Source organism: Streptomyces cacaoi (assembly GCF_006539165.1).
Lineage (GTDB): Bacteria > Actinomycetota > Actinomycetes > Streptomycetales > Streptomycetaceae > Streptomyces > Streptomyces cacaoi.
This window is the reverse complement of sequence record NZ_BJMM01000028.1, coordinates 75,683-99,628: the sequence shown is the minus strand read 5'-3', so window position 1 is coordinate 99,628 and position 23,946 is coordinate 75,683. Positions and strand designations below refer to the sequence as shown.

Genomic DNA, 23,946 nt, shown 5'->3' with positions numbered 1-23,946 from the left:
GGTGACCTTCGACGGTCACCGCGGCCGCCCGCCCGTGCGGGGAAGGGCTAGCTGCCCGAACCCCCCTTGTTCTTGCCGCCCTTGTTCTCGGCCTCGGACGCCTCCTTCAGCGCGTCCTCCAGCTCCTTCTGCTGCTTGCCGTACTCCTGCCAGTCGCCCTTCTCCAGGGCCTTCTGGCCGTCGTCGTAGGCCTTCTGGGCGTCCTTGAGCGCCTGCTCCACCGTGGCGTTCTCGGGCTCGCCGCCCTGGTCGCCCTCGTCCCGGTCGCCGCCCGGGCCGGTGGTGTCCTCGCCCTCGTCGGTTCTGCCCTCCGTGTCGAAGACCTTGTCGAGGGCCTGCTCCAAGGTGTCCTCGAACGCGATCTGTTCGCCGTAGGTCACCAGAACCTTGCGCATCCGCGGGTAGTTCGTCCCGGCACCGCGCACATAGACGGGCTCCGCGTACAGCAGACCGCCTTCCAGGGGGACGGTCATCAGGTTGCCGTACTCGACCTCCGAGTCCCCGCGCTTGAGCAGGTTGATCTTCTCGGCGATGTCCGGATCCGAGTTGAACTTGCTCTGCACCTGCGAGGGGCCGGACACGGTGGTGTTCGGTGGCAGTCTCAGGATTCTGATCTTGCCGTAGTCGTTGCTGCGCGCGTCCGCCTCGACCGCCATGAAGGCGCCCAGGGTCTCGCGTTTGTTCGGGTTGAACGTCGTCGTCAGCTGGAACTGCTGCGACTTCTGGTCGGGCATCTTCATGCTCAGGTAGTACGGCGGTACCGCGTTGCCCTTGTGCGTCGGGTCGTCGGGCACCTGCCAGCGCTCACTGCCGCTGTAGAACTGCGACGGCGAGGTCACGTGGTACGTCTGCAACAGATCACGCTGCACCTTGAACAGGTCCTGCGGATAGCGCAGATGATCCATCAGCTCGCTGCCGATGGCGCTCTTCGGCTTGACGGTGCCGGGGAACGCCTTCATCCACGTCTTCAGCACCGGGTCCTTCTTGTCCCACTGGTACATCTGCACATCGCCGGTGTAGGCGTCGACGGTCGCCTTGACCGAGTTGCGGATGTAGTTGACCCGGTTCTGCTGTGCCACCACGGAGCGCTGCCCGTCGGTGAGGGAGTCCGCCGTGGTGTCCCCCAGCGTCGTACGCGACGAGTAGGGGTAGCCGTTGGAGGTCGTGTAGGCGTCGACGATCCACTTGATGCGGCCGTCGACCACCGCCGGGTACGGGTCGCCGTCGATGGTCAGCCAGGGCGCCACCGCCTCGACGCGCTCCTTGGGCGTGCGGTTGTACAGAATGCGCGAGCCGTCGCCGATGGCGCCCGAGTACAGGATCTGCGGCTCGCTGAACGTCACGGCGTAGGCGGCGCGGTTGACCGGGTTGGACAGGTCGACGCCGCTCTTGCCCTTGTAGGAGTACGTCTTCTCGCCGTTGTCGTCGGCGTAGTCGAGCTCCTTCTGGGGCCCGCCGACGATCGAGTACTGCGTGGTCTTCTCGCCGTAGTAGACGCGCCCCTCGTACTTGCCCTTGTCGCCCTTGGGCGGCAGGTCCTTCTCCGTGAAGGCCGGCGCGCCGTCCTTGTCGACCTCGGTGCCCTTGGCCGCGACCATGCCGTAGCCGTGGGTGTACTTGAAGTGTTCGTTGATCCAGTTCTTCTCCGGGATCCCGTCGGTGTTGATCTCCCGGAGGCCGACGACGGTGTCCTGCTCCTTGCCGTCGTGCTTGTAGCGGTCCACGTCCAGCGTCTGCGGGAACTGGTAGTAGCCGCGTACCTGCTGCTTCTGCTGGAAGGTCGGCGAGACGACGCTCGGGTCCAGCAGACGCATGCTCGCGGTGGTGTCCGCGGCGTCCCGCAGCGTCTCGTTGCCGGCCTTGCTGGTGCCCTTGTAGTCCCGCACCTGCGAGTCGTCGATGTCGTACGCCTTACGCGTCGCATCGATGTTCTTCTTGATGTACGGGGCTTCCTTGGACTGCTCGTTCGGCGAGACCTGGAACTTCTGCACGATCGCCGGGTAGAGCCCGCCGATGAGGATGGCGGAGAGCACCATCAGACCGAAGCCGATCACGGGCAGCTGCCAGGTGCGCCGCCAGATGGTCGCGAAGAACAGCAGCGCACAGATGATGGCGATGATGAACAGGATCGTCTTCGCCGGCAGGTAGGCGTTGGCGTCGACGTACTTCAGGCCCGTCCAGTTGTCCGTGGACTTGAAGTCCCCCGATTTGACGGCCAGTCCGTAGCGGTCGAGCCAGTAGGCGACGGCCTTCAGCGCGACGAACAGCCCCAGCAGCACCGACAGATGACCGGTGGCCTGCGCGGTGGCGCGCGCCCCCGGCGTGGTGACGCGCAGCCCGCCGTAGAGGTAGTGCACGAGGGCGGCGGCGATCAGCGAGAGGATCGCCGCTGCGAATCCGAAGCTCAGCAGAAAGCGGTAGAACGGCAGATCGAAGGCGAAGAAGGAGACGTCCTTGTGGAACTGCGGGTCCTTCGTGCCGAAGGTGACGCCGTTGACCCACATCAGCCAGGTGCGCCACTGACCGGCCGCGGAGGCGCCCGAGATCAGCCCGACGAGCGCCATGATCCCCAGCAGGATCCACTTCTTGTACGGCGCGAGCCCCATGCGGTACCGGTCGAGGCTCTGTTGCTCCAGCGACATCGCGCTGAGCGGCGGACGCAGCCGGTGGGCCAGCCAGATGTTGAATCCGATGGCGGCGGCCATCAGCAGACCGAAGACGGCGAACATGCCGATCTTGGTCCACAGGGTCTTGGTGAAGACCGAGCTGTAGTCGACCGAGCGGTACCACAGCCAGTCCGTCCAGAACCCGGCGAACATGACAAACAGCATCGCCAGGACGGCCAGCACGCCCGCTGTCAGCAACAGCGTCCGGGCGCGCCGGGAAGGCCGGCCCACTCTGATCCGTGGCCCGGAGGGGCCCCCTGAGCCCCGCTCCGGCATCTGGAAAGCCAAGGTGCGCACCTCGAAGATTCGCAGTTTGTGTAGCGCTGAACCGGGCCCGCATCGTAAGGCCCACTACGGCAACTTACTCAAGCTTTACTCAGTTCCCGTTTCCGGGGTCTCAGACGGCACGATATGGACATGGACAACCTCCCCCTTGACGGCACACCTCTCGCCTCCGGTCCGCTGACCCGTGCCGTCCTCGAAATCGACGAGTACACCGCCGGGCTCGGCTGGGACCAGCCCGCACGCCTCTTCGCCCTGGTGGACACCGCGCGGCTGCGCACCCAGGAGCCGGAACTGGCGCAGCAGCTGGGCCTCGGCGAACCGGACGCCTCCGCCGGGGAACAGCCCGGCAGTTCCTCCTCCGCCGCTTCTCTCACCCCCGTCGAACAGGACGAGATCCCCGCGAGCGTCCCGCTGGACGAGTTCCTCGGCACGATCGCCTGGCCGGACAGCGTCGACGGCTGTGCCCTGACCGTGGAGCGCCTCATGCTGCCGCCGTCGGCCGAGGCGTCGGTCCCCTCGGGCCTGGACGACGCCGAGCTGTCCCGCTGGGTGGCCGAGCACCCCGAACGCAAGGAGGTGCGGATGACGGTGGCGGTGCTGCGGGACGGCGAACGGGAATCGGCGCTGCGGCTGCGTGAGAAGGACGCCACGACGGAGGTGCTGACGGGCTCCGGCCTGGTGCCGGGCCTGGCCGAGGCGCTGTCCGCGACGTTCGAGGAGTAGGGCCTGCCGCCCGGGCCCCGCCGCACACACCGGCGGGGCCGGCGGGCTCCCCGGCCCGCCGCCCGGCTCAGCCCTTGGCGGGCTTGCACTCGGTGAGCTGCTCCGGGTGGCCCTCGCGGATCTTCTTCAGCGACGTCATCGCCTCGTGCATGGTGGAGGTCTTCACCAGCGTCAGCCCGTCGGGCTTGTTCTTGGCCGCCGAGGGGCAGTTGCCGGCGGGGGTGAGGAAGTAGCGCGCGCCCTTCTCCCGGGCTGCGACGGTCTTCATCTGGATGCCGCCGATCTCGCCGACCTTGCCGTCGTCGTCGATGGTGCCGGTGCCGGCGACGAACTGGCCGCCGGTCAGCTTCTGGGGGGTGAGCTTGTCGACGATGCCCAGCGCGAACATCAGTCCGGCGCTCGGCCCGCCGACGTCGGCCAGCTTGATGTCGATCTCGAACGGGAAGGTGTGGCCGAGCGCGGGCTGGATGCCGACGACGGCGCGGCCGTCCTGCTCGTCCTCGGTCGTCCGCACCGTGACCTTCCGGCCGTCCAGCTCCGTCGGCTCCTTGCCCTTCTTCTGCGCCGCCTTGGCCTTCTTGACCGGGACGACGGTGAAGGTGACGTCCTCGCCGGGCTTGCGCTGGGTGACAACCTGCCCGACGCTCTCCGGCCGGCCGACCGGCTTGCCGTCGACGGCGGTGATCACGTCCCCGGGGCGCAGCTTGCCCTGCGCGGGCTTGCCCTTGGTGACGGCCCCGACGATCACATGCGAACCGACGGGCTTGTGCAGCTCCTTGAGCGCGGCGACCTTGGCGCTCTCCTGCGAGGCCGTGAACTCCTCGGCGTTCTCCTGGTCGACCTCCTCGGCCGACTTGTCGTCCGGGTAGAGCGTCGCGTGCGGGACGATGGCGCGCTCGCCGCGCAGCCAGCCGGACAGCGCCTCGACGAGGTTCATGCGGTACTCGGAGCCGGTGACGCGGACCGTCGTCATGTTGAGGTGGCCCGAGGTGCCGTACTGCTTCGGCTCGTTCTTCTTGCCCGGCTCGTCCTTGATGTTGAGCACGGGTTCACCGTCGTGCTTGCCCAGGGTGTTCACCGTCGGTCCGGGCGACATCTCGGCGTAGGGCACCTTGATGAGCACACCGGCGCACAGCAGCGCTATGAGCAGCAGTGTGGAGGCGAGCAGGGTCGCGGTGCGGCGAGGCATGGCACGACAGTACGGGACGGCTCGGTCAGTCGCCTGCCCGGGCCGGTCCGTCCGGGGCCGCGTGCGCGACGGCCCGTGCGGGCGCCGCCGCCGCGCGCGGGGAACGGGCGGGCCCCTCGGTTCCGGGGCCTTCCGGACCGCTGAGGGAGGGGCCGGTGCGTTCCATGGCGGCGCGGAAGCGTTCGTAGCCGGCGACCCCGACGACATCGGGGGTGGTGGTTCGGCGGCGGCCGGCCCAGCTTCCCCAGATGCTCGCGGCGACCACGGCGACGACCGGAATCAGCAACCAGGCAAGAGCCGCCATCGAGTCCTCCCGACCCCTCGATAGTGTGCCTTTGGCCGGGTGACCGGCCGATGAGCAGATTAACCGTCGGAGACACAACGGTCCGACTCGGGGCACGGTTACGCAACCGGAGTGATCACCGACCTTTTGCCCACACAGTGCCCACGAACGAGCACACCGCCGAGTTCCCGGTCCACCGCTCCGCCTGCTGGCCGAGGGCACGGCGGAACGGGCCGGGGATGAGCAGAGGCACGCGAGGGCGCTCGCGCCGACGGAGGCGCCCCCGGGAGCCGCAGGGGTTGCGGGGTGTGGCCGGCCGCCTTCCGGCGCACGGGGCGCGCGGAACGGAGCGGACGCCCGGCACGGGGCCGGGGAGCCGCGGGTCGCGGTTCCCCGCTCTTCGCGGTTCCCGCCCCTCGGCTCCCGGCCTTCAGCCCTGGGCGCCCACCCACTCCTCGGTGCCGTCGGAGAAGGTCTGGTGCTTCCAGATGGGGACCTCGTGCTTGAGGTCGTCGATGAACCGCCGGCAGGCGTCGAACGCCTCGGCGCGGTGCGGGCAGGAGACCGCCACCACCACGGCCAGATCACCGATGCGTAGGTCACCGACCCGGTGGACGGCGGCCATGGCCCGCACCGGGTGGTCGGCCGCGACCTTCTCGGCGACCCTGCGCAGCTCGGCCTGTGCCGTGGGATGTGCCGAGTACCCCAGCTGTGCGACGTCGGCGCCGCCGTCGTGGTCGCGGACGGTGCCGACGAACAGCGCGGTACCGCCGGCCGCCCGGTCGCCGACGGCGGCGAAGACCTCGTCGACGGAGAGGGGCGTCTCCCGGATCTCCGCGAGCCGGATCGGATCGGCGGCGGCCCGCTCACCGGGGTGGTCGGGGCGCTCCGCCGCGTCGTACGTCTGTGCCATGCCGGTCATGCTGCCCTACGGCCCGGGTTTCCGGAACACCTCACAGGCCGCGCCGCCTGCGGGCCCGGCGCACCAGCGCAGCTGTGCCCAGCAGCGCGACGGTGGCTCCCGCCGCACCGGCCGCCGTCGCCGCCTCCGTCCGGCCGAGCCGGCGGCCGGCGACGGTGTGCCTGCCCGCCACCTCTTCCAGCAGCGCGGCGAGCACCTCCTCGTTCGTCCAGCGCGGCCGCCACCCGGCCTCGTGCAGCCGGCTGCCGCTGACGACCCACGGGTACATCGTGTACGCCAGGTCCCCGGCCGGGGACGGCGTCAGCCCCAGCCGGTGCAGCCGGGACGCGGCGCCCAGCGCGACGCTGGAGGGCAGCTCCATGCGGCGGATGCCGGTCAGTTCCTCGACGTCCTCCTGCTCCAGCCAGCCGTCGCAGCCGACGGCCAGCTCGCCGTCGACCTTCTCCAGCGCCGCGAACTCCAGGGCGGTCACCAGGTCCTCGACATGGCAGAACTGCCAGCAGGGCCGGGAGTCGGCGACCACCAGCAGACGCGGCGACTCGAAATAGCGCGTCAGCGCGGTGTCCATACCGGCGCCGACGAGAACGGCCGGGCGCAGCACCGTCACGTTCAGGCCGGGGTGCGCGCGGGGCGCCCGGCGTGCCAGCTGTTCGATCTCCAGCAGATCCCCGACAGCGGTGGCATCAGCTGTGGCCCGCAGCTCGGCGTCCTCGGCCAGCGGCACGTCGTTGTCCTGGAGCGCGCCGTAGACCATCGCGGAGGTGCACAGCACCACCCGGTGCACGCCCGCGGCAGCTGCGGCTGTCAGCACGGTCTGGGTGCCGCGCACGTTGTAGGCGGTGCGGGCCGCCGGATCGGTCTCCAGATCGAGATCGGTGGCGAGATGGACGACGACGTCCACGGGGTCGCCGTCACCGCGCAGCCGGTCGGCCAGCGCCGGATCCCGGATGTCGAGCGTGTGCCACTGGGCCTCGCTCACGTCGCCGCGGCGCTCGTCGAGGGCGATGACGTGCTTGACGGCGTCCGAGGCCGCGAGCCGCTCGGTGAGCAGCGCGCCGACCCCCGAGGCGGCACCTGTGACGGCGACGGTAGGGGTTCGCGCTGCGCGAACGTGGGACTCGGAGGAACTCACCGGGCGTCTCCAGTGGTTGTTTCTGGTACGAGGTGCGCAGGCTCCATCCTGCCTGACAGGTGTCTAGGCTGGAGGAAGAGCCCACCAGTTCACCCCGGGACATTCGCAGCGTCCGGGAACGATTCCAGACCGTCCGACGACACAGAGCCGAGGAAACCCGTGAGTGACACCCCATTCGGATTCGGCCAGCCTCCCGAGGAACCCGAGGACGGGGACGACGGCAACAAGAACCAGGGCGGTGACCGGCCCCATCCGTTCGGTTTCGGCGGCCAGGGCTCGGGCGGCCCCGCCGACAACCCGCTGGCGGCGATGTTCGGCTCGCTGGGCGGCCAGGGCCAGCTGAACCCGGGCGACCTGGGCGCCGCCTTCCAGAAGCTGGGCCAGATGCTCTCCTACGAGGGCGGCCCGGTGAACTGGGACATGGCCAAGGACATCGCCCGCCAGACCGTCGCCGCCGGAGCGCAGGACGGCTCCAAGGACGCCTCGGTCGGCGCGCACGAGCGGGCCGAGGTGGAGGAGGCCGTCCGCCTCGCGGATCTGTGGCTGGACGGCGTCACCTCACTGCCGTCCGGATCCGGCACCGCCGTCGCCTGGAGCCGCGCCGAGTGGGTCGAGTCGACGCTGCCGGTCTGGAAGGAGCTCGTCGACCCGGTCGCCGAGCGGGTCGGCGCGGCCATGGGCAGCGTGCTGCCGGAGGAGATGCAGGCCATGGCGGGCCCGCTGCTCGGCATGATGCGCTCGATGGGCGGCGCCATGTTCGGCACCCAGATCGGCCAGGCCCTCGGTGTCCTCGCCGGTGAGGTCGTCGGCTCCACCGACATCGGCCTGCCGCTCGGCCCGGAGGGCAGGTCCGCGCTGCTGCCGCGCAACATCGAGGCGCTCGGCAAGGGCCTGGGCGTGCCGCTGGAGGAGGTCCGCCTCTACCTCGCGCTGCGGGAGGCCGCACATCAGCGGCTGTTCGCCCACGTCCCGTGGCTGCGTTCGCATCTGTTCGGCGCCGTCGAGGGCTACGCGCGCGGGATCAAGGTCGACACCGCCAAGCTGGAGGACGTCGTCGGCCAGCTCGACCCGCAGCGCCCCGAGGAGCTCCAGGAGGCGCTCCAGCAGGGCATGTTCCAGCCCGAGGACACCCCCGAGCAGAAGGCGGCGCTGGCCCGGCTGGAGACGGCGCTCGCGCTCGTCGAGGGCTGGGTGGACGCCGTGGTCCACGCCGCGGCCGAACCGCACCTGCCGTCCGCGTCGGCGCTGCGCGAGACGCTGCGGCGCAGGCGCGCCACCGGCGGTCCCGCCGAGCAGACCTTCGCGACCCTGATCGGCCTGGAGCTGCGCCCCCGGCGGCTGCGCGACGCCTCCCGGCTGTGGGCGACGCTGGCGGACGCCCGCGGCGCCGAGGGCCGCGACGGCCTGTGGGAGCACCCGGACATGCTGCCGACCGCGGCCGACCTCGACGACCCGGACGGCTTCGTGCACCGCGAGCAGCCGGACTTCTCCGAGCTGGACAAGATGCTCGGCGACGCCGCCGCGGGCGGCCCCTCCCAGAGCACGCAGGGCCCCCGCCTGGACAAGCCGTCGGACACGTCCGGCGACACCGGCCAGGACCGCACCGACGGCGACGAGGGCGAAGGGAACAAGTGACCGCTCCCGAGGAGGTACCGGCCCCCAGGGACGGCTCACCGGACGCGACGCGGCTCCACCGGGACGCCCGGCGGGTGCTGGACGACTGGCGCCCGCCGGGAGACGAACCGGAGCAGGAACGTCTGCGCACGTCCTACCTGCGGCATCTGGCCGGCCACCCGGACGGCATGTGGAAGGCGTGCTCGGCCGGCCACCTCACGGCGAGCGCCCTGGTCGTCGACCCCGCGCGGGAACGGGTCCTGCTGACGCTCCACCGCAAGCTGCGCATGTGGCTCCAGATGGGCGGCCACTGCGAGCCGCAGGACGCGACGCTGGCTGCCGCGGCGCTGCGCGAGGCCCGGGAGGAGTCCGGTGTCGAGGGGCTGACGCTCCTGACCCGGGAGCCGGTCAGGCTCGACCGCCATCAGACGCCGTGCGCCTGGCATCTGGACGTCCAGTACGCGGCACTGGCCCCGGCGGGCGCGGCGGAACGGGTCAGCGAGGAGTCGCTGGAGCTGGGCTGGTTCGCCTACGACGAGGTCTCCGAGGTCGCGGACGCGTCGGTCGTGCGCCTGGTGGAGCGCACCCGCGCGCTGCTCTCCCACCCGGCCTGACGGCGGCACCTTCCCCTGGCCACCGGAGCCGGGGCCTTACGCTGTCAGTCCTCCGGCTGCCCCGAGTCGGCCGACCGGTGCGGCAGCCGCTCGGCCGCCACCACCCCTTCGAGGAAGCCACGCGCCCGCTCCGTACGCGGATACGCCTCCAGCAGTCGCCAGAACCGCGGCCCGTGCCCCGGCACGAGCAGATGCGCCAACTCGTGCAGCAGCACGTAGTCGATCACGTACTCGGGCATGCCCTGGAGACGGTGGGAGAGCCGGATGCTTCCCTCGGCCGGGGTGCACGAGCCCCACCGGGTGTTCTGGTTGGTGACCCAGCGCACCGAGGCCGGACAAGCGTGCCCGTCGAGATACTGCTCGGACAGCTGCGCGGCCCGCTCGGCGAGATCCTCGTCCCCCAGCCGGCGCCTGCTCTCCTGCGCGGCGAGCTTCTCCAGCATGACGCGGACCCACCGGGCCTCCTCCTCGGCGGACATCCGCGCGGGGATCAGCACGATCGTGCGGTCGCCCTCGCGGTAGGCGGAGACCGTGCGGCGTCGTCGCGCACTGCGACGCACTTCGACCGCGCTTCGGCCTGTGCTGTTCAGCGGGTCGGCGGTCACGCATCGACGTTACCCGCTGCCGCCGGAGGAAGTCCCGCCCGCGGACACAGCCCACACAGCCGACGCACACGACTCAACTGGTGCAGTCGACCCGGCCGAAGCACCCGCCACCCCGGAAACAGCCGATCCGGCCGCCGCAGCGGACCCGCCGGCGGCCCGACCGTCCCCCGGCACGCCTCACTTCGATCCGCCGCCCCCGTGGGCCAAGGGCACCGGTCCCTCCCCGGCAGGCGAAAGGGAAGGCAGAAACGCCCTCCCCGACCCCGCTCCGCCAACCCGCTAATACGACTTATCCCACTCCCTGTGGACAACCCTCCGCATCCCACCGCCCCCACCCCCCAAGCTGTCCCCACCAGCCCGAACCACCCCAAGGGGACCGCATGCACCCGATGATCAAGCCCGCCCTGCGCCGCGGCTGGCGCGACCGGCAGACGCTGCAATACGGCATGGCACCCGCCCACGCGGTACTGCTCGGCCCCGTCACCGACCACACCGCCGCCCTCATGGACCTCATGGACGGCACCCGCAACATGGACCAACTCCAAGAAGAAGCCCGCCGCCTCGGACTCGGCCCCCACATCCCCCAACAACTCACCGAACGCCTCGCCACCGCCGGCCTCCTGGACGACGCCACCGCCGACCGCGAAGCATCCGCCGCCATCAGCGACCGACTGCGCCCCGACCTCGCCTCCCTCTCCGTCGTCCACCACGCACCCGGATCGGCCGTACAACGGCTCGCCACCCGCCGCTCCGCCAGAATCCAGGTACGCGGCGCCGGCCGCGTCGGCACCACCGTCGCCGCCACCCTCGCCGCAGCCGGCGTCGGACAGGTCGACGTGATCGACGGCGGAGACGTCGAACCCTGGGACACCGCACCCGGCGGACTCCCCCCGCACTCCGTCGGCTCCCGCCGCGACGCCGCCGCCCGTACCGCGGTCGGACAGTGGCGCGACGGACGCAACGGCAACCGCGCCCGCGTCGGCCTCGTCCTCATCACCCCACGGGACGGCGCCGACGCCTACGCCCCCGACCCCCGCACCGCCGAACCGTTCATGGAAACCGGAACCCCGCACCTCTACGGCGGCGTCGCCGAAGCCACCGGCATCGTCGGCCCCCTCGTCCTGCCCGGCATCACCCCCTGCGCCGACTGCCTGATGCGCGGCCGCACCGAACGGGAACCCAGCTGGCCCCTGCTCGTCGGCCAGTGGCGCACCGCCAACCGGCGCCGCACCGGCACCCCCGCCTGCGACATCGCCCTCGCCACCACAACCGCCGGCATCCTCGCCTCCTACGCCCTCAGCTACATCGACGGCGACGGCGGCTGCACCAGCGGATACCGGCTACGGCTCGCACTCCCCCACCTGCTGCCCAGCACCGAACAGTTCACGGCGCACGACGAGTGCCCCTGCGGTGCCGCTTCCGTGCACGCCGCCCGAACCGGCTCGGAGACAGCCGAGCCGCACGCCACAATGACCGGGTAGCCGCCGTTCTCGGTGCTGTGTCCGGTGGAGAGTCTGCGAGTTGGAGGGACGCATGTCTGACCTACCCCGCAAGGCGGTCGCCCGCACGGCCAAGCTGGCCGCCCTCCCGCTCGGCTTCGCGGGCCGCTCCGCCTGGGGCCTGGGCAAGCGCCTCGGCGGCTACTCCGCCGACCTCGTGGGCCACGAACTCCAGCAGCGCACCGCCGAACAGCTCTTCGAAATCCTCGGCGAACTCAAAGGCGGCGCCATGAAGTTCGGCCAGGCCCTGTCCGTCTTCGAATCCGCCCTCCCCGACGAGGTCGCCGGCCCCTACCGGGCGACACTCACCAAACTCCAGGAAGCCGCGCCCCCGATGCCCGCCGCGACAGTGCACGCCGTGCTCCGCGACGGCCTCGGTGCGGACTGGCACACCCTCTTCGACACCTTCGACGACCATCCCGCAGCCGCCGCCTCCATCGGCCAGGTGCACCGCGCCGTCTGGCACGACGGACGGACCGTCGCCGTGAAGGTCCAATACCCCGGCGCGGGAGACGCCCTCATCTCCGACCTCACCCAACTCGGCCGCTTCGCCCGCCTGCTGGGGCCGCTCATCCCCGGCATGGACATCAAACCGCTCCTGACCGAACTACGCGAACGCGTCACCGAGGAACTCGACTACGCCCTGGAGGCCGAAGCCCAGCACACCTACGCCGAGGAATTCGCCGGCGATCCCGACGTGCTCATACCCGCCGTGGTCCACCACGTCGACAACATCCTCATCACCGAATGGCTCCCCGGACGCCCCCTCTCAGAGGTGATCAGCGACGGAACACCCGCCGAACGCCACCGCGCAGGCCAACTCCTCGCCCGCTTCCTCTTCTCCGGCACCGCCCGCACCGGCCTGCTACACGCCGACCCGCACCCGGGCAACTTCCGCCTCGTCCCCGACGACGAAACAGACCCCGCCGGCTGGCAGCTGGGCGTCATGGACTTCGGCACCGTCGACCGGCTGCCCGAGGGCCTGCCACCGACCATAGGCACCGTGCTCCGCAACATGCTCGACGGAGAAGCCGACAGCGCCTACGCGCTCCTCCGCGAAGAAGACTTCATCAAGGAGAACATCGACCTCGACCCCGACGCCGTACGCGACTACCTGCTGCCGATCATCGAACCCGCCTCCGTCGACGAGTTCACCTTCAGCCGGGAATGGATGCGCACACAGGCCGGCCGCATAGCCGACCCCCGTTCACCCGCTCACCAGTTGGGCCGGCAGCTCAACCTTCCGCCGGCCTACCTGCTGATCCACCGGGTGACACTCAGCACCATCGGAGTGCTCTGCCAGCTGGGAGCAACCGTGCGGATGCGGGAAGAAATGGAGACCTGGGTCCCCGGCTTCGCCACGGGACCGGAGGAGGACGAGGACGCCTGCGCACGGAAGACCACGGTGACGACCGACAAGCGAAAAACACCCTGCCCGGACGCGGCCACCGAGCCCGCCAGGCAGGAAACCTCGGCCTGACTGGCCGATGGTAATGGGGGTGGGGACGGGTGGGGGTGGGGGGAGGCCCCCGGGGGGAAGAAGAAAAGCAAACACCGCTCCCCCACCCCCTCCCGCCCCCTCCCATCGTCTCCCCCACACGGCGAAGAGCCGGAGCAAGCGTTGCTCCGGCTCTTCTTGGGTTCACTGCATGACGGCCATGGCCAGTGCGCGCCGTGCTCGTAGGGTGGCGCGTTCGGCTCGGCGTTGGAGTCGCCGGGCGGACAGGACGTGCAGTGCCCTTCGTTGGGATTCGGCTTCGGTCAGCCTGTTCTGTATCTGCGCTCGTGCCAGGCTTTCTGGCATGAGTTGCATGTCGCGGGTCCTGTTCTGACGGACGGCGGTCGCGTCGTTGTGGGTGTGGACAGTGGTGTCGTGGGTGGGCGTCATGGTCGGGTCCTGCTTCGTGAGGTGGCGCCTTCGCGGGTCGAGCGCCGACGGCCGGTCGATCGTGCCTGCCGCCGGGCGGCGGGCTGCCGATCCGGTGCTGCGGGTTCTCATGCCGTCACCGGGTTCTTGCGGGGACGTCCACGGGGGCGCTTGCGCGGTACGACGACGCCCTGGACGAACAGTTCGCCGCCCCAGACGCCCCAGGGCTCCCGGCGGTCCTTGGCTCCGGCGAGGCAGGCTTCGCGCAGGGGGCAGGTCTGGCAGAGCGATTTGGCGTATTCGACGTCTGCCGGGGATTCGGCGAAGAAGACCTCGGGGTCGTAGGAGCGGCAGGGTACGTCGACGCCGAGACGCTCGATGGCGTCGTCGAGTTCGGTGAGGGTGAGCTGCGGGGCGGTCAAGGAGTCCTCCGTGGTGGGATCAGGCGGCAGTGAAGGCGCGGTGCGCGACGTGTGCGGCTGCGTCTCGGTGTGCACTGTCGGTTCTTCCTTGTCTGTCGGTATCTGTTGTCTTGTCGGTCCGGCTGGTGGCCGGTCGGGGCAAACAGAAGGGCCGCGGATCCCGGTGTGGGTTCCGCGGCCCTGGAAGGTGCCGACCTGATCTCGCCGATCAGGCTGGATCTCTCCAGGGTTTGAGCCCACGGAAGGCCCACATCGTGTAGCGCTGCGTCTTCTGGCGTCCCTCGCCGGCACCGTCGGCCGCGGCGGTGAAGGCAAAGGCGGGTGCCTGTGCCTGTGCAGCTGCTACCTCGGGTGCCTTGGTCGGTCGCTCGTTGCCGCCGAGAACGACGCCGGACAGACCGGTGCCGTGGAGGGGGGAGGCGAGCAGGCAGGCGGGAACGACCGAGCGATCGGTCATTTTGATCGTGGTGTTGATCGTGCTCATGGGGCTCGCCTCCTCTCGGCGTCTCGGGGACCGGGATGAACCGGTCCGTATGTTCAGGTCTCAGTACAGCATGGAACGGGCGGAGCCAAAAGGGCCGCCCCCTTCCATGCCCGGAAGGCTATGGGGCTCTCGACAGCGGGCGCAAACTATTTTTCGCGGCTTTGTGTCACAGCTTCTGTGACAGGGGTGTTGGCCGTTGGCCACCGCGACGACGCGCGTGCGCAGGGTCACCGGGCTAGGAAGCGGCGGGGTCCTCTTCCGCCGGCTCGGGGAGCTCCTTCCCGGCGCACAACGCCAGGACATCCGCCCCGAATTGTTGGAGTTTGCGTGCTCGCACGCCGGCGATGCGGGAGAGTTCGGCCTCGTCGCCGGGGACGTTCTCCGCGATGGCGAGAAGTGTCCGGTCGGTGAACACACAGTAGTCGGGCTGTCCGAGGAGGGCGGCCTGTTGCGCTCGCCACTCGTGCAGCCGCTCGTAGAGCGCCTCGTCCAGTTGGGAGGGGCAGTCCTCGCAGCGCATGAGCTTGATCTCGCCCGGGTCGGTGAGGGAGCGCCCGCAGACGCGGCAGCGGGCGGGGGCGCGGCGCACCGGGGTGCGGGCCTGGGGGACGCCGCGCGCCGGGCGGCCTCCGGTCACGCTGCCCGTGCCTCCGTGCGCCTGGGGCGCTGCGCCGGTGGAGCCGGGGCGCAGTCCCTGGAGGAAGCGGCTCGGCCGGCGGCTGCCGCGGCCGCCCGGGGAGCGGGCGAGGGCCCAGGAGAGGTGCAGATGCCGGCGGGCGCGGGTGATGCCGACGTACAGGAGGCGGCGTTCCTCCTCCAGTTGTTCGTCGGTCTTGGCGTAGGTGATGGGCAGCATGCCGTCGGTGAGGCCGGTCAGGAAGACGGCGTCCCATTCCAGGCCCTTGGCGGCGTGGAGGGAGGCGAGGGTGACGCCTTCGACGGGTGGGGCGTGCTGGGCCTTGGCGCGTTCGTCGAGTTCGGCGACGAGGTCGGCGAGGGTGGCCCGGGGGTGTGCGGAGGCGTAGTCGCCGGCGAGGCGGACGAGTGCGGCCAGGGATTCCCAGCGGTCGCGGGCGACGCCGGCGCCGGGGGGCGGCTCGGGGGTCCAGCCCTTGGTGGTGAGGACGGCGCGTACCTGGGAGGGGAGGTCGACGGCGTCGTCGAGGAGGGCGTCGTTGGCGCCGGCGCGGGCGGCTCCGCGCAGGGCGACGCCGGCTTCCTTGACCTCGGGGCGTTCGAAGAAGCGCTCGGCGCCGCGGAGCCGGCAGGGGATTCCGGCGTCGGCGAGGGCTTGTTCGTAGAGCTCGGACTGGGCGTTGACGCGGTAGAGGACGGCGATCTGGGCGGCGGGGACGCCGGAGGCGAGCAGGGCGCGGATGCGTCGGACGAGTCCTTCGGCTTCGGCGGGTTCGTCGGCGTATTCGGTGAAGACGGGGTCGGGGCCGGTGTCGCGTTGGGAGACGAGTTCGAGGCGGTGTTCGGCGGCGCGGCCGCGGGCGTGGCCGAGCAGGGAGTTGGCGAGGTGGACGACTTGGGGGGTGGAGCGGTAGTCGCGGACGAGTTTGACGACGGTGGCGTCGGGGTGGCGGGTGCGGAAGTCGAGGAGGTGGTCGGGGGTGGCGCCGGTGAAGGAGTAGATGGTCTGGCTGGCGTCGCCGACGACGCAGAGGCTGTCGCGGTCGCCGACCCACAGTTCGAGGAGGCGTTGCTGGAGGGGGCTGACGTCCTGGTATTCGTCGACGACGAAGTGCTGGTACTGGGTGCGGACGGTTTCGGCGATGTCGGGGCGGTCCTGGAGGACGCCGACGGTGAGGAGGAGGACGTCCTCGAAGTCGATCACCGAGCGTTCGCGTTTGAGTTGTTCGTAGAGGGTGTAGAGGCGGGCGATCTCGGCGGGGTCGCGGGGGGCTTCGCGGGCGGCGGCGGCGATGGCTGCCGGGTAGTCGTCGGGGACGGTGCGGGTGACCTTGGCCCATTCGATCTCGGCTGTGGCGTCGCGCAGTTCGCCGCGGTCGAGCCGGAGGCGGCAGCGTGCGGCGGCTTCGGCGACGAAGGGGGCCTTGGATTCGAGGAGCGGGGGGAGTTCGCCGCCGATGGCGCGGGGCCAGAAGAACTGGAGTTGGCGGAGTGCGGCGGAGTGGAAGGTGCGGGCCTGGACGCCGGTGGCTCCGAGCTGGCGCAGGCGGCCGCGCATTTCGCCGGCGGCGCGCTGGGTGAAGGTGACGGCCAGGACGCTGGCCGGCTGGAGGATGCCGGCCCGGACTCCGTAGGCGATGCGGTGGGTGATGGCGCGGGTTTTGCCTGTTCCCGCGCCGGCGAGGACGCACACCGGTCCGTGCAGGGCCGTGGCCACCTCGCGCTGCTCGGGGTCGAGACCTTCGAGCACGGCGTCGGGGGTGTCGGGGACCTGTGGGAAGAGGGTGGAGTCCGTTGCTGGTGTCACCCCGCCATGCTGCCAGGTCCGGTGGGCGGGCCGAGCGGGTCGTCCACAGCCGTGAGGGGTTTGTCGTACGAATACGGGTGGGGTGTGGATGGTGGTGTGGGGCCGGGAATGGTGGGGGCCGGCCGCGCGTTGAGGGGGTGCACCGATCGAGACGAAGGAGCGCTGAACCGATGGCCGGCACTGTGACGATGTACAGCACCACGTGGTGTGGCTACTGCCGACGGCTCAAGGGCCAGATGGAGCGGGAGGGCATCGCGTACACCGAGGTCAACATCGAGCACGACCCGGAGTCGGCGGCGTTCGTCGAGAAGGCGAACGACGGCAACCAGACGGTGCCGACCGTGCTGTTCCCGGACGGGTCGACGTTGACGAACCCTTCGCTGGCGCAGGTCAAGGAGAAGATCGGCGCCTGAGTGGTGCCGCGGCGCGGCCCGGGGCGGGGTGTCGCAGCGGTGGCTGCGGCGCCCCGCCTTTTTCTGTGCGGGTCCGGGTGCGGGCGCTGCCGGGCCCCGGTCAGGGGGTGTGGCGGGGCCGTGGCAGGGGGGCGCCGTACCAGCGTTCGACGAGGCGGGCGGCGATGGAGATGCCGGCGGGTGGCAGCACCTCGCCGGCCTCTATGGCGGCGCGCAGGTCCTCGCGGGAGAACCAGCGGGCCTCTTCGATCTCGTCGCCGTCGACCTGGATGTCCGGGGAGGTGGCGCGGGCCATGAAGCCGAGCATGAGGCTGGAGGGGAAGGGCCAGGGCTGGCTGGCGACGTATTCGACGGAGCCGACGCGTACGCCGGACTCCTCCCCGACCTCGCGGACGACGGCGGCCTCGATGCTCTCGCCGGGCTCGACGAAGCCGGCGAGGGTGGAGAAGCGGCCTTCGGGCCAGTGCACCTGGCGGCCGAGCAGGGCGCGGTCCTGGTCGTCGGTGACGAGCATGATCACGGCGGGGTCGGTGCGCGGGTAGTGCTCGGCGCCGCAGGCGGGGCAGCGGCGGACGTGGCCGGCGGCGGCGATGACGGTGCGTTCGCCGCAGCGGGAGCAGAAGCGGTGGGTGCGCTGCCAGTTCTCCAGGCCGATGGCGTGCACCATCAGTTCGCTGTCGCGTTCGGAGAGCAGGACGCCTGCTTCGCGGAGTCCGGCGGGCCGTGCGATGTCGTCGAGGCGGCCGGGGAGGGTGTCCTTCTGGAGGGCGAAGTAGCGCACGCCGTCCTCGTCGATGCCCAGGAAGTAGCGGTGGGCCTCGGTGAAGGGCGCGTCGAAGGACGGCATGGTGACGAGTTCGGTGGTGCCGTCCTCCTTGTCCTCGATGAGGGCCTGGCCGCCGGAGACCACGAAGACGCGGGTGGTGGGGTGGCTCCAGGCGGCGGCGAGCCAGGCCTCGTCCATGCGGTGGTGGGAGGCGCGGTCGATGCCTCCGGTGGAGGTGAGGGCGAGGGTCCGGCCGGATGCGGCGGCGCCGGTGCGCTCCGGCTGGGGGGTGCCGGGGCGCTGCGCCGCCGATGAGGGACGGTGGTCGGGTGTCACTGGGGCTTCCTACTCCTCCTGCTGTCGGAGTTCTCCCGGCCGTGCCGGGTGGGGGTGGCGGGTGCGGGGGCCGCTGGGGCCGTCAGGCCGTGCGCGGGTGCCAGTGTGCGGCGAGGTCGTCCCACAGGTAGGCGCTGGTTTCGACGCCTTTGAGGAGGAGGTCGAGTTCGACCTTCTCGTTGGGGGCGTGCCAGCCGTCGGAGGGGACGGAGATGCCGAGGAAGAGCACGGGCACGTCGAGGACGTCCTGGAGGTCGGCGGCGGGTCCTGAGCCGCCTTCGCGGGTGTAGCGGACGGGCTGTCCGAAGGCGCGGCCCATGGCGCGGGTGAGGGACCGGAGTGCGGGGTGGCCGAGCGGGGTGAGGCAGGGGCGGGTGGCGCCCCAGAAGGTGATCTCGTGGCGGATGCCGGCGGGGAGCCGTTCGGCGACCCAGTCGCGCAGGCTGTGCTGGATCTTTTCGGCGTCCTGTCCGGCGACGAGCCGGAAGGAGAGCTTGAGCTGGGCTTTGGCCGGGACGATGGTCTTGCCGCCGGGGCCCTGGTAGCCGCCGCTGATGCCGTTGATCTCGGCGGTGGGGCGGGCCCAGAGGCGTTCGAGCGTGGTGTGGCCGCTCTCGCCGAGGGTGGCGTGGGAGTGGGCGGTGTGCAGCCAGTCGGCTTCGTCGAAGGGGAGTTCGGCGAAGAGGGCGCGTTCCTCGTCGGTGAGTTCGACGATGCCGTCGTAGAAGCCGGGCAGGGTGACGCGGCGGTCGTCGTCGTGGAGGGCGGCGGCGAGGCGGGCGGCTTCGGTGGCGGGGTTGGGCACGGCGCCGCCGAAGGAGCCGGAGTGGATGTCCTGGTCGGGCCCGTACAGGTCGATCTGGCAGTCGGTGAGGCCGCGCATGCCGGTGCAGACGGTGGGGGTGTCCGGGGCCCACATGCCGGTGTCGGAGACGATCACGGCGTCGCAGCCGAGCCGGGAGGCGCGCTGGGCGAGGAGGGCGGGGAAGTGCGGTGAGCCGGACTCCTCCTCGCCTTCGATGAGCAGCTTGAGGTTGACGGCGGGCGCGGTGCGGCCGGTGGCGGCCAGGTGGGCGCGGACGCCGAGGGTGTGGAAGAAGACCTGGCCCTTGTCGTCGGCGGCGCCGCGGGCGTGGAGGCGTCCGTCGCGTTCGACGGGTTCGAAGGGGTCGGTGTGCCAGCCGTCGGCGAGGGTGGCGGGCTGGACGTCGTGGTGCCCGTAGACGAGGACGGTGGGCGCGTCCGGGTCGCCGGAGGGCCATTCGGCGAAGACGGCGGGGGCGCCGGCGGTCTCCCAGATCTCGGCGACGGGGAAGCCGGTCTCGCGCAGCGTGTCGGCGAGCCAGCGGGCGCTGCGGTGGACGTCCTCGGCGTGGCCGGGGTCGGCGGAGACGGAGGGGATGCGCAGCCAGTCGCACAGGTCGGACAGGAAAGCGGAACGCTGGGCTTCGATGTATGTCCGGACGGCGTTGTCCGGTGCGGCGGGAGTGGTGCGCATACCTTGAGCCTATCGGGCGATAGCACCGTTCCTCGAAGCCGAGGCCCGCTGGGTGGTCACCGGGGGCGGTGGTGCGGTCACGCGTGGCGAGGGGTGGTGCCGGGCGGCGCGGGGCGCGGGTCGGCGGCGCCGGAGGGCCGGACGGGGCTGCCGGGTCCGCCTCAGGCGTCGGGGTCGAGGAGGCGTTCGAGTTCGGCGCGGCCCGGGAGGGCTTCCGGGCGCTCCACCTCGCCGCTGCGGATGTGGACGAAGGCCGCGCCGACCGCGTCGGGCGGCGTGCCGGTCTGCTCCGCCCAGGCCAGCCGGTAGACGGCGAGCTGGAGGGGGTCGGTCTCGCGGGTGCGGCCCGTCTTCCAGTCGACGATGTCGAATGTCACACCGCCGTCGGCGTCCACGTCCCGGTAGACGGCGTCGATCCGGCCGCGGACGATGCGGCCGGCGAGGTGCAGCTGGAAGGGGGCCTCCACGCGGTAGGGGGTGCGGTGGGCGTACGGGGTGCGTTCGAAGGCGGCCTTGAGGGCGGCGAGGTCCCGCTCGTCCTCGATCCGGGGCGGTTCGCTGCCGTCGGGGCCCTCGCCGTCCAGGCCGGGCAGCTCGTCCGGGCCGAGCATCGGCAGGGTGAGTTCCTCGAAGCGGGATTCGATCCAGGCGTGGAAGCGGGTGCCGCGGCGGGCGGCGGCCGGCCGCGGCGGGCGCGGCATGGGCCGGGCGAGCTCCCGTGCGAAGCCCTCCGGGTCGGCGGCCAGGCGCAGCAGCTGGGTCGCGCTGAGCGAGCGCGGCAGCCGGACGTCGCGGACGGCAGCGCGGGAGCGACGCAGTTCGCCGGTGAGGGCGTCCAGGTCCCGGTCCCAGGCGGCGACGGTGCGGGCCTCCTCGGGGGTGAGGGGGTCCGCGGGCGCGGGGATCCCGGCGGGGGCCGGGGCGTCACCGGCGGGGGCCGGGCCCCTCCCGGCGGGTGATGCGCCCGGCTGGGGCGGGGCGTCGGTGTCGGTGTCCGTGTCCGTGTCCGTGTCGGTAGCGGAATCGGTGTCGGTGCTGGTGCCGATGTCGGCGTCGCCAACGGCATTCGGGTCAGCACCGGCGACGGCACCGGCACCGGCGGTGGCACGTGCGTTCGCACTCGTGTCAGCGTCGGCCGCCGCCGCGTCGGCGTCGGCGTCGGCCCGCTCGTCCTTCTCGGCGGGCGTGCCCGGCTCAAGTGCCGACTTCCGCCAGGACTCCGGCCCCGGTCCGGTCTCCTGGTCCGGCCCCGGCGCCGGTTCGGGCTCCAGGTTCGGCCCGGGCTCCGGATCCGGCTCGGGCTCCGGCGGCACCTCTTCCTCGGCGGGTGGCTCCGACTCCAGCTCAGGCCACAGCTCAGATTCAGGCCACAGCTCCGGCCCGGACTCCGGCTCCAGCTCGGGCCCCGGCACGGACTCCGACCCGGGCCACAACTCAGACTCCGGCCCGGACCCCGCCCCAGGCCCCAGCTCAGGCCACAACTCAGGCTCGGAGTCAGGCTCCGGCTCCGGCTCCGGCGGCTCGTCCCCCCGGCCGGGCACCCCCATGTGCGGAACACGGGGAACGGCGGATGCGGTGTGGGGAACGGCGGATGCCGTGCGGGGTCCGTCGGGAGTGTGGCCGGTGAGGTGGTCGAGGTGGGTGAGGACCTGGCGGGCGGCGGTGCGGCGGAGGGCGAGGGCGTCCGGGTCGAGGGGCAGGGGCCAGGTGGTGTGTGCGGTGGGGGCGTCCAGGGCGGGGTTGGTTGCGCCGTCCTCGGGCGGATCGGCCCAGCATTCGACCTCACCGTGTGCGGGGTCGGCCTCGCAGTGGGCGCGCAGGGCTTCCAGGAACGCGGAGGGGCCGCGGGGCCGTTTCTGGGCGGGGCCCCACCAGTGGCCGGAGCCGAGCAGGAGGCTGCGGGGCCGGGTGAAGGTGACGTAGCCGAGGCGGAGTTCCTCGGTGGCCTGGTGTTCGCGCAGGGCCTTCTCGTGTGCCTTGAGTCCCTTGGCGGTCCACTCGGGCGCCGCGGGGAGGGTGTCGGCGTCGCCGCGCAGCGCGTACGGAAGGACCTTCGGGCGGGTGAGCCAGGTCTCGCGGGCCTGTTCGCTGGGGAACTGCTTGGCGACCAGGCCGGGGACGGCGACGACGTCCCACTCCAGCCCCTTGGCCTTGTGCGCGGTCATGATCTTGATGGTGTCCTCGCCGCCGGGCAGTGAGCTGTCGAGGCCCTTCTCGTACTGGGCGGCGGTGCGCAGGAAGCCGAGGAAGGCCAGGAGGGTGGCCTCGCCGTCGAGGGAGGCGAAGCCGGCGGCGATGTCCAGGAACCGGTCGAGGGTCTCGCGGCGGCGGGCGGCGACGGCGTGCGGGGAGGCGGCCAGTTCGACCTCCAGCCCGGTGGTGGCCAGGACGCGGTGCAGGACGTCCATGAGGGGGTCGCCCAGTGAGCGGCGCAGGTCGCGGAGTTCGGCGGCGAGGCGGGCGAAGCGGACCCGGGCCTCGGCGGAGAAGGGGAGGCCGTCCTCGGGTCCGTCGGGGTCGAGGAAGGTGTCGAGCGCGTCGGCGAGGGAGCGCTGTTCGGCGGGGTCGGTGCCTTCGACGGCGGCGGCGAGCCGCGCGTCGGCGTCGTCGTCGCCGCCGGGACGGGCGCGGCCGGCCAGGCGGGCGGCGCGGCGGCCGAGGAGGGCGAGGTCGCGGTGGCCGATGCGCCAGCGGGGGCCGGTCAGGAGCCGGACGAGGGCGGCGTTGGCCGTGGGGTCCTGGAGGACTTCGCAGGTGGCGACGAGGTCGGCGATCTCGGGGAGGTGCAGCAGCCCGGACAGGCCGACGACCTCGACGGGCAGTTCGCGTTCCACGAGGGCCTGCTGGAGGTGGGCGAAGCCTCCGCCGGAGCGGCACAGCACGGCGATCTCGCCGGGCGGGGTGCCGGTGTGCACGAGGTGGGCGAGGCTGTCGGCGAGCCAGCGGGTCTCCTCGTCGCGGGTGGGCAGCAGGGCGACGCGGACGCGTCCGTCGGTTTCGGCGCCGGGCGCGGGGCGCAGTGCTTCGACGCCCGCGTGCCGTTCGCGCAGGGGCCGGGCCAGGTCGTTGGCGAGGGCGAGCAGCCGGCCGCCGCTGCGCCGGTTCTCGCTGAGGGAGCGGCGGCGGGCGGGGCTGCCGTCGCGGTGCGGGAAGTGGCGGGGGAAGTCGTCGAGGTTGGCGACGGAGGCGCCGCGCCAGCCGTAGATGGCCTGGCAGGGGTCGCCGACGGCGGTGACGGCGTGGCCGGTGCCGCCGCCGAACAGCCCGGCGAGCAGTACCCGCTGGGCCACGGAGGTGTCCTGGTACTCGTCGAGGAGGACGACGGTGTGCTGGGCGCGCAGGCTGCGGCCGACCTCCGGTATGTGGGCGAGGCGGGCGGCGAGGGCGATCTGGTCGCCGAAGTCGATGCGTTCGTGGGCGCGTTTGCGGGCGCGGTACCGCTCGACGAGTCCGAGGAGTTCGGCGCGGGCCCGGGCGGCGCGGGGCACCTGGCGGAGGGTGTCGTTGGTGAGCGGGGCGTCCTGGAGTTCGGCGAGGAGCGCGGCGGTGTGGGCGCGCAGCGCGTCGGGCTCGACGAGGTGTTCGGACAGTTCGGCGTCGAGGGCGAGCAGGTCCTCGACGAGGGCGCTGACGGAGCTGGTGAGCGCCTCGTAGGGGCCTTCGGCGGAGCGCAGGACGCCGGCGGCGAGCTGGTAGCGGGTGGCGTCGGCGAGGAGCTGGGTGGTGGGTTCGATGCCGAGCCGCAGCCCGTGCTCGGTCAGCAGGCGGCCGGCGAAGGCGTGGTAGGTGGAGATGCGGGGTTCGCCGGGGGCGTCGTCGGGGTCGGCCGGGTCGGGGTCGGTGACGCCGGCGCGGACGAGGGCCTTGCGGACGCGTTCGGCGAGTTCACCGGCGGCCTTGTTGGTGAAGGTGAGGCCGAGGACCTGGTCGGGGGCGACCTGGCCGGTGCCGACGAGCCAGACGACGCGGGCCGCCATGACCGTCGTCTTGCCGGAGCCCGCGCCGGCGACGATCACCTGGGGTTCGGGCGGTGCGGTGATGCACGCCGTCTGCTCCGGGGTGAAGGGGATGCCGAGCAGCTCGTTGAGCTGTTCGGGGTCGGTGAGGTGGGCGGGCACTCGTCCGACGGTATCGCCCGCGGCCGACAGCCCGGCCGGGGTCCCGGATGGGCGCCCGCGCGCGGAA

Annotated in this window: 19 protein-coding genes; 6 read left to right on the top strand and 13 right to left on the bottom strand. The window is 71.9% G+C overall.

Translation table 11 applies throughout. The features are described 5' to 3' along the window. Window positions 1-47: 47 nt before the first annotated feature. On the bottom strand, window positions 48-2,942 hold the full coding sequence (locus tag SCA03_RS23520) for a UPF0182 family membrane protein (RefSeq protein ID WP_086817731.1): 2,895 nt from the start codon (window positions 2,940-2,942) through the stop codon (window positions 48-50). A 141-nt stretch (window positions 2,943-3,083) separates the two neighbouring features. Between SCA03_RS23520 and SCA03_RS23515 the strand changes: the two genes are divergently transcribed. Continuing rightward, on the top strand, window positions 3,084-3,674 hold the full coding sequence (locus SCA03_RS23515) for a PPA1309 family protein (protein ID WP_170297953.1): 591 nt from the start codon (window positions 3,084-3,086) through the stop codon (window positions 3,672-3,674). A 67-nt stretch (window positions 3,675-3,741) separates the two neighbouring features. On the opposite strand, the gene SCA03_RS23510 is transcribed toward SCA03_RS23515, so the two are convergent. From SCA03_RS23510 to SCA03_RS23495, 4 genes are all read right to left on the bottom strand, one after another. Beyond that, window positions 3,742-4,863, bottom strand: coding sequence for a YlbL family protein (locus SCA03_RS23510; protein WP_030876445.1), 1,122 nt, complete (start codon window positions 4,861-4,863; stop codon window positions 3,742-3,744). Between the two features lie 25 nt (window positions 4,864-4,888). Continuing rightward, complete coding sequence (locus SCA03_RS23505) at window positions 4,889-5,167, bottom strand: hypothetical protein (protein ID WP_037851258.1); 279 nt, start codon at window positions 5,165-5,167, stop codon at window positions 4,889-4,891. Window positions 5,168-5,576: 409 nt separating this feature from the next. Further along, on the bottom strand, window positions 5,577-6,059 hold the full coding sequence (locus SCA03_RS23500; protein WP_030876448.1) for a molybdenum cofactor biosynthesis protein MoaE: 483 nt from the start codon (window positions 6,057-6,059) through the stop codon (window positions 5,577-5,579). Between the two features lie 40 nt (window positions 6,060-6,099). Beyond that, window positions 6,100-7,200, bottom strand: a complete 1,101-nt coding sequence (locus tag SCA03_RS23495) for an SDR family oxidoreductase (protein WP_030892120.1) — start codon at window positions 7,198-7,200, stop codon at window positions 6,100-6,102. A 159-nt stretch (window positions 7,201-7,359) separates the two neighbouring features. Here SCA03_RS23495 and SCA03_RS23490 point away from each other — a divergent pair, with 159 nt between their 5' ends. Then, window positions 7,360-8,835, top strand: a complete 1,476-nt coding sequence (locus tag SCA03_RS23490) for a zinc-dependent metalloprotease (RefSeq protein ID WP_086817729.1) — start codon at window positions 7,360-7,362, stop codon at window positions 8,833-8,835. Beyond that, window positions 8,832-9,428, top strand: coding sequence for an NUDIX domain-containing protein (locus SCA03_RS23485; protein WP_170297954.1), 597 nt, complete (start codon window positions 8,832-8,834; stop codon window positions 9,426-9,428). The genes SCA03_RS23490 and SCA03_RS23485 overlap by 4 nt, the downstream gene beginning before the upstream one ends. Before the next feature lie 44 nt (window positions 9,429-9,472). Here the strand turns inward: SCA03_RS23485 and SCA03_RS23480 are convergent, their stop codons facing one another. Beyond that, window positions 9,473-10,033, bottom strand: coding sequence for a M48 metallopeptidase family protein (locus SCA03_RS23480; RefSeq protein WP_030876459.1), 561 nt, complete (start codon window positions 10,031-10,033; stop codon window positions 9,473-9,475). Window positions 10,034-10,413: 380 nt separating this feature from the next. Between SCA03_RS23480 and SCA03_RS23475 the strand changes: the two genes are divergently transcribed. Both SCA03_RS23475 and SCA03_RS23470 read left to right on the top strand, forming a co-directional pair. Beyond that, complete coding sequence (locus SCA03_RS23475; protein ID WP_030876463.1) at window positions 10,414-11,514, top strand: ThiF family adenylyltransferase; 1,101 nt, start codon at window positions 10,414-10,416, stop codon at window positions 11,512-11,514. 52 nt (window positions 11,515-11,566) lie between these two features. Next, a complete protein-coding gene (locus tag SCA03_RS23470; protein WP_086818356.1) occupies window positions 11,567-13,012 on the top strand; it encodes an ABC1 kinase family protein in 1,446 nt (481 codons plus the stop codon). A gap of 162 nt (window positions 13,013-13,174) precedes the next feature. Here SCA03_RS23470 and SCA03_RS23465 read toward each other — a convergent pair whose 3' ends face one another. The 4 genes from SCA03_RS23465 to SCA03_RS23450 form a co-directional block, all read right to left on the bottom strand. After that, the gene (locus SCA03_RS23465; protein WP_169729716.1) at window positions 13,175-13,531 is read right to left on the bottom strand and encodes a putative WhiB-interacting protein; all 357 of its coding nucleotides are present in this window, start codon (window positions 13,529-13,531) and stop codon (window positions 13,175-13,177) included. Further along, window positions 13,528-13,896, bottom strand: a complete 369-nt coding sequence (locus tag SCA03_RS23460) for a WhiB family transcriptional regulator (RefSeq protein WP_051846606.1) — start codon at window positions 13,894-13,896, stop codon at window positions 13,528-13,530. The genes SCA03_RS23465 and SCA03_RS23460 overlap by 4 nt, the downstream gene beginning before the upstream one ends. 133 nt (window positions 13,897-14,029) lie before the next feature. After that, complete coding sequence (locus tag SCA03_RS35250; protein ID WP_030883335.1) at window positions 14,030-14,305, bottom strand: hypothetical protein; 276 nt, start codon at window positions 14,303-14,305, stop codon at window positions 14,030-14,032. Window positions 14,306-14,540: 235 nt separating this feature from the next. Continuing rightward, window positions 14,541-16,748, bottom strand: coding sequence for an ATP-dependent DNA helicase UvrD2 (locus SCA03_RS23450; RefSeq protein ID WP_170298097.1), 2,208 nt, complete (start codon window positions 16,746-16,748; stop codon window positions 14,541-14,543). Between the two features lie 170 nt (window positions 16,749-16,918). On the opposite strand from SCA03_RS23450, the gene SCA03_RS23445 reads away from it, so the two are divergent. Next, window positions 16,919-17,161 carry a mycoredoxin gene (locus SCA03_RS23445; RefSeq protein WP_030883338.1) on the top strand — a complete coding sequence of 81 codons (243 nt, stop codon included), beginning with the start codon at window positions 16,919-16,921 and terminating at the stop codon, window positions 17,159-17,161. A gap of 100 nt (window positions 17,162-17,261) precedes the next feature. Here SCA03_RS23445 and nudC read toward each other — a convergent pair whose 3' ends face one another. From nudC to SCA03_RS23430, 3 genes are all read right to left on the bottom strand, one after another. Then, window positions 17,262-18,149 carry an NAD(+) diphosphatase gene (gene nudC / locus SCA03_RS23440; protein WP_141275635.1) on the bottom strand — a complete coding sequence of 296 codons (888 nt, stop codon included), beginning with the start codon at window positions 18,147-18,149 and terminating at the stop codon, window positions 17,262-17,264. A 196-nt stretch (window positions 18,150-18,345) separates the two neighbouring features. Then, on the bottom strand, window positions 18,346-19,761 hold the full coding sequence (locus tag SCA03_RS23435) for a dipeptidase (protein ID WP_030892140.1): 1,416 nt from the start codon (window positions 19,759-19,761) through the stop codon (window positions 18,346-18,348). A gap of 161 nt (window positions 19,762-19,922) precedes the next feature. Beyond that, entirely contained in the window at window positions 19,923-23,879 is a 3,957-nt protein-coding gene (locus SCA03_RS23430) for a UvrD-helicase domain-containing protein (RefSeq protein ID WP_141275633.1), read from the bottom strand. Between the last annotated feature and the right edge of the window lie 67 nt (window positions 23,880-23,946).

Coding starts and splice junctions, on each gene's coding strand:
- SCA03_RS23520 (WP_086817731.1), bottom strand. CDS start 2,942: ATGCCGGAGCGGGGCTCAGGGGGCCCCTCCGGGCCACGGATCAGAGTG.
- SCA03_RS23515 (WP_170297953.1), top strand. CDS start 3,084: ATGGACAACCTCCCCCTTGACGGCACACCTCTCGCCTCCGGTCCGCTG.
- SCA03_RS23510 (WP_030876445.1), bottom strand. CDS start 4,863: ATGCCTCGCCGCACCGCGACCCTGCTCGCCTCCACACTGCTGCTCATA.
- SCA03_RS23505 (WP_037851258.1), bottom strand. CDS start 5,167: ATGGCGGCTCTTGCCTGGTTGCTGATTCCGGTCGTCGCCGTGGTCGCC.
- SCA03_RS23500 (WP_030876448.1), bottom strand. CDS start 6,059: ATGGCACAGACGTACGACGCGGCGGAGCGCCCCGACCACCCCGGTGAG.
- SCA03_RS23475 (WP_030876463.1), top strand. CDS start 10,414: ATGCACCCGATGATCAAGCCCGCCCTGCGCCGCGGCTGGCGCGACCGG.
- SCA03_RS23470 (WP_086818356.1), top strand. CDS start 11,567: ATGTCTGACCTACCCCGCAAGGCGGTCGCCCGCACGGCCAAGCTGGCC.
- SCA03_RS23465 (WP_169729716.1), bottom strand. CDS start 13,531: ATGAGAACCCGCAGCACCGGATCGGCAGCCCGCCGCCCGGCGGCAGGC.
- SCA03_RS35250 (WP_030883335.1), bottom strand. CDS start 14,305: ATGAGCACGATCAACACCACGATCAAAATGACCGATCGCTCGGTCGTT.
- SCA03_RS23445 (WP_030883338.1), top strand. CDS start 16,919: ATGGCCGGCACTGTGACGATGTACAGCACCACGTGGTGTGGCTACTGC.
- SCA03_RS23435 (WP_030892140.1), bottom strand. CDS start 19,761: ATGCGCACCACTCCCGCCGCACCGGACAACGCCGTCCGGACATACATC.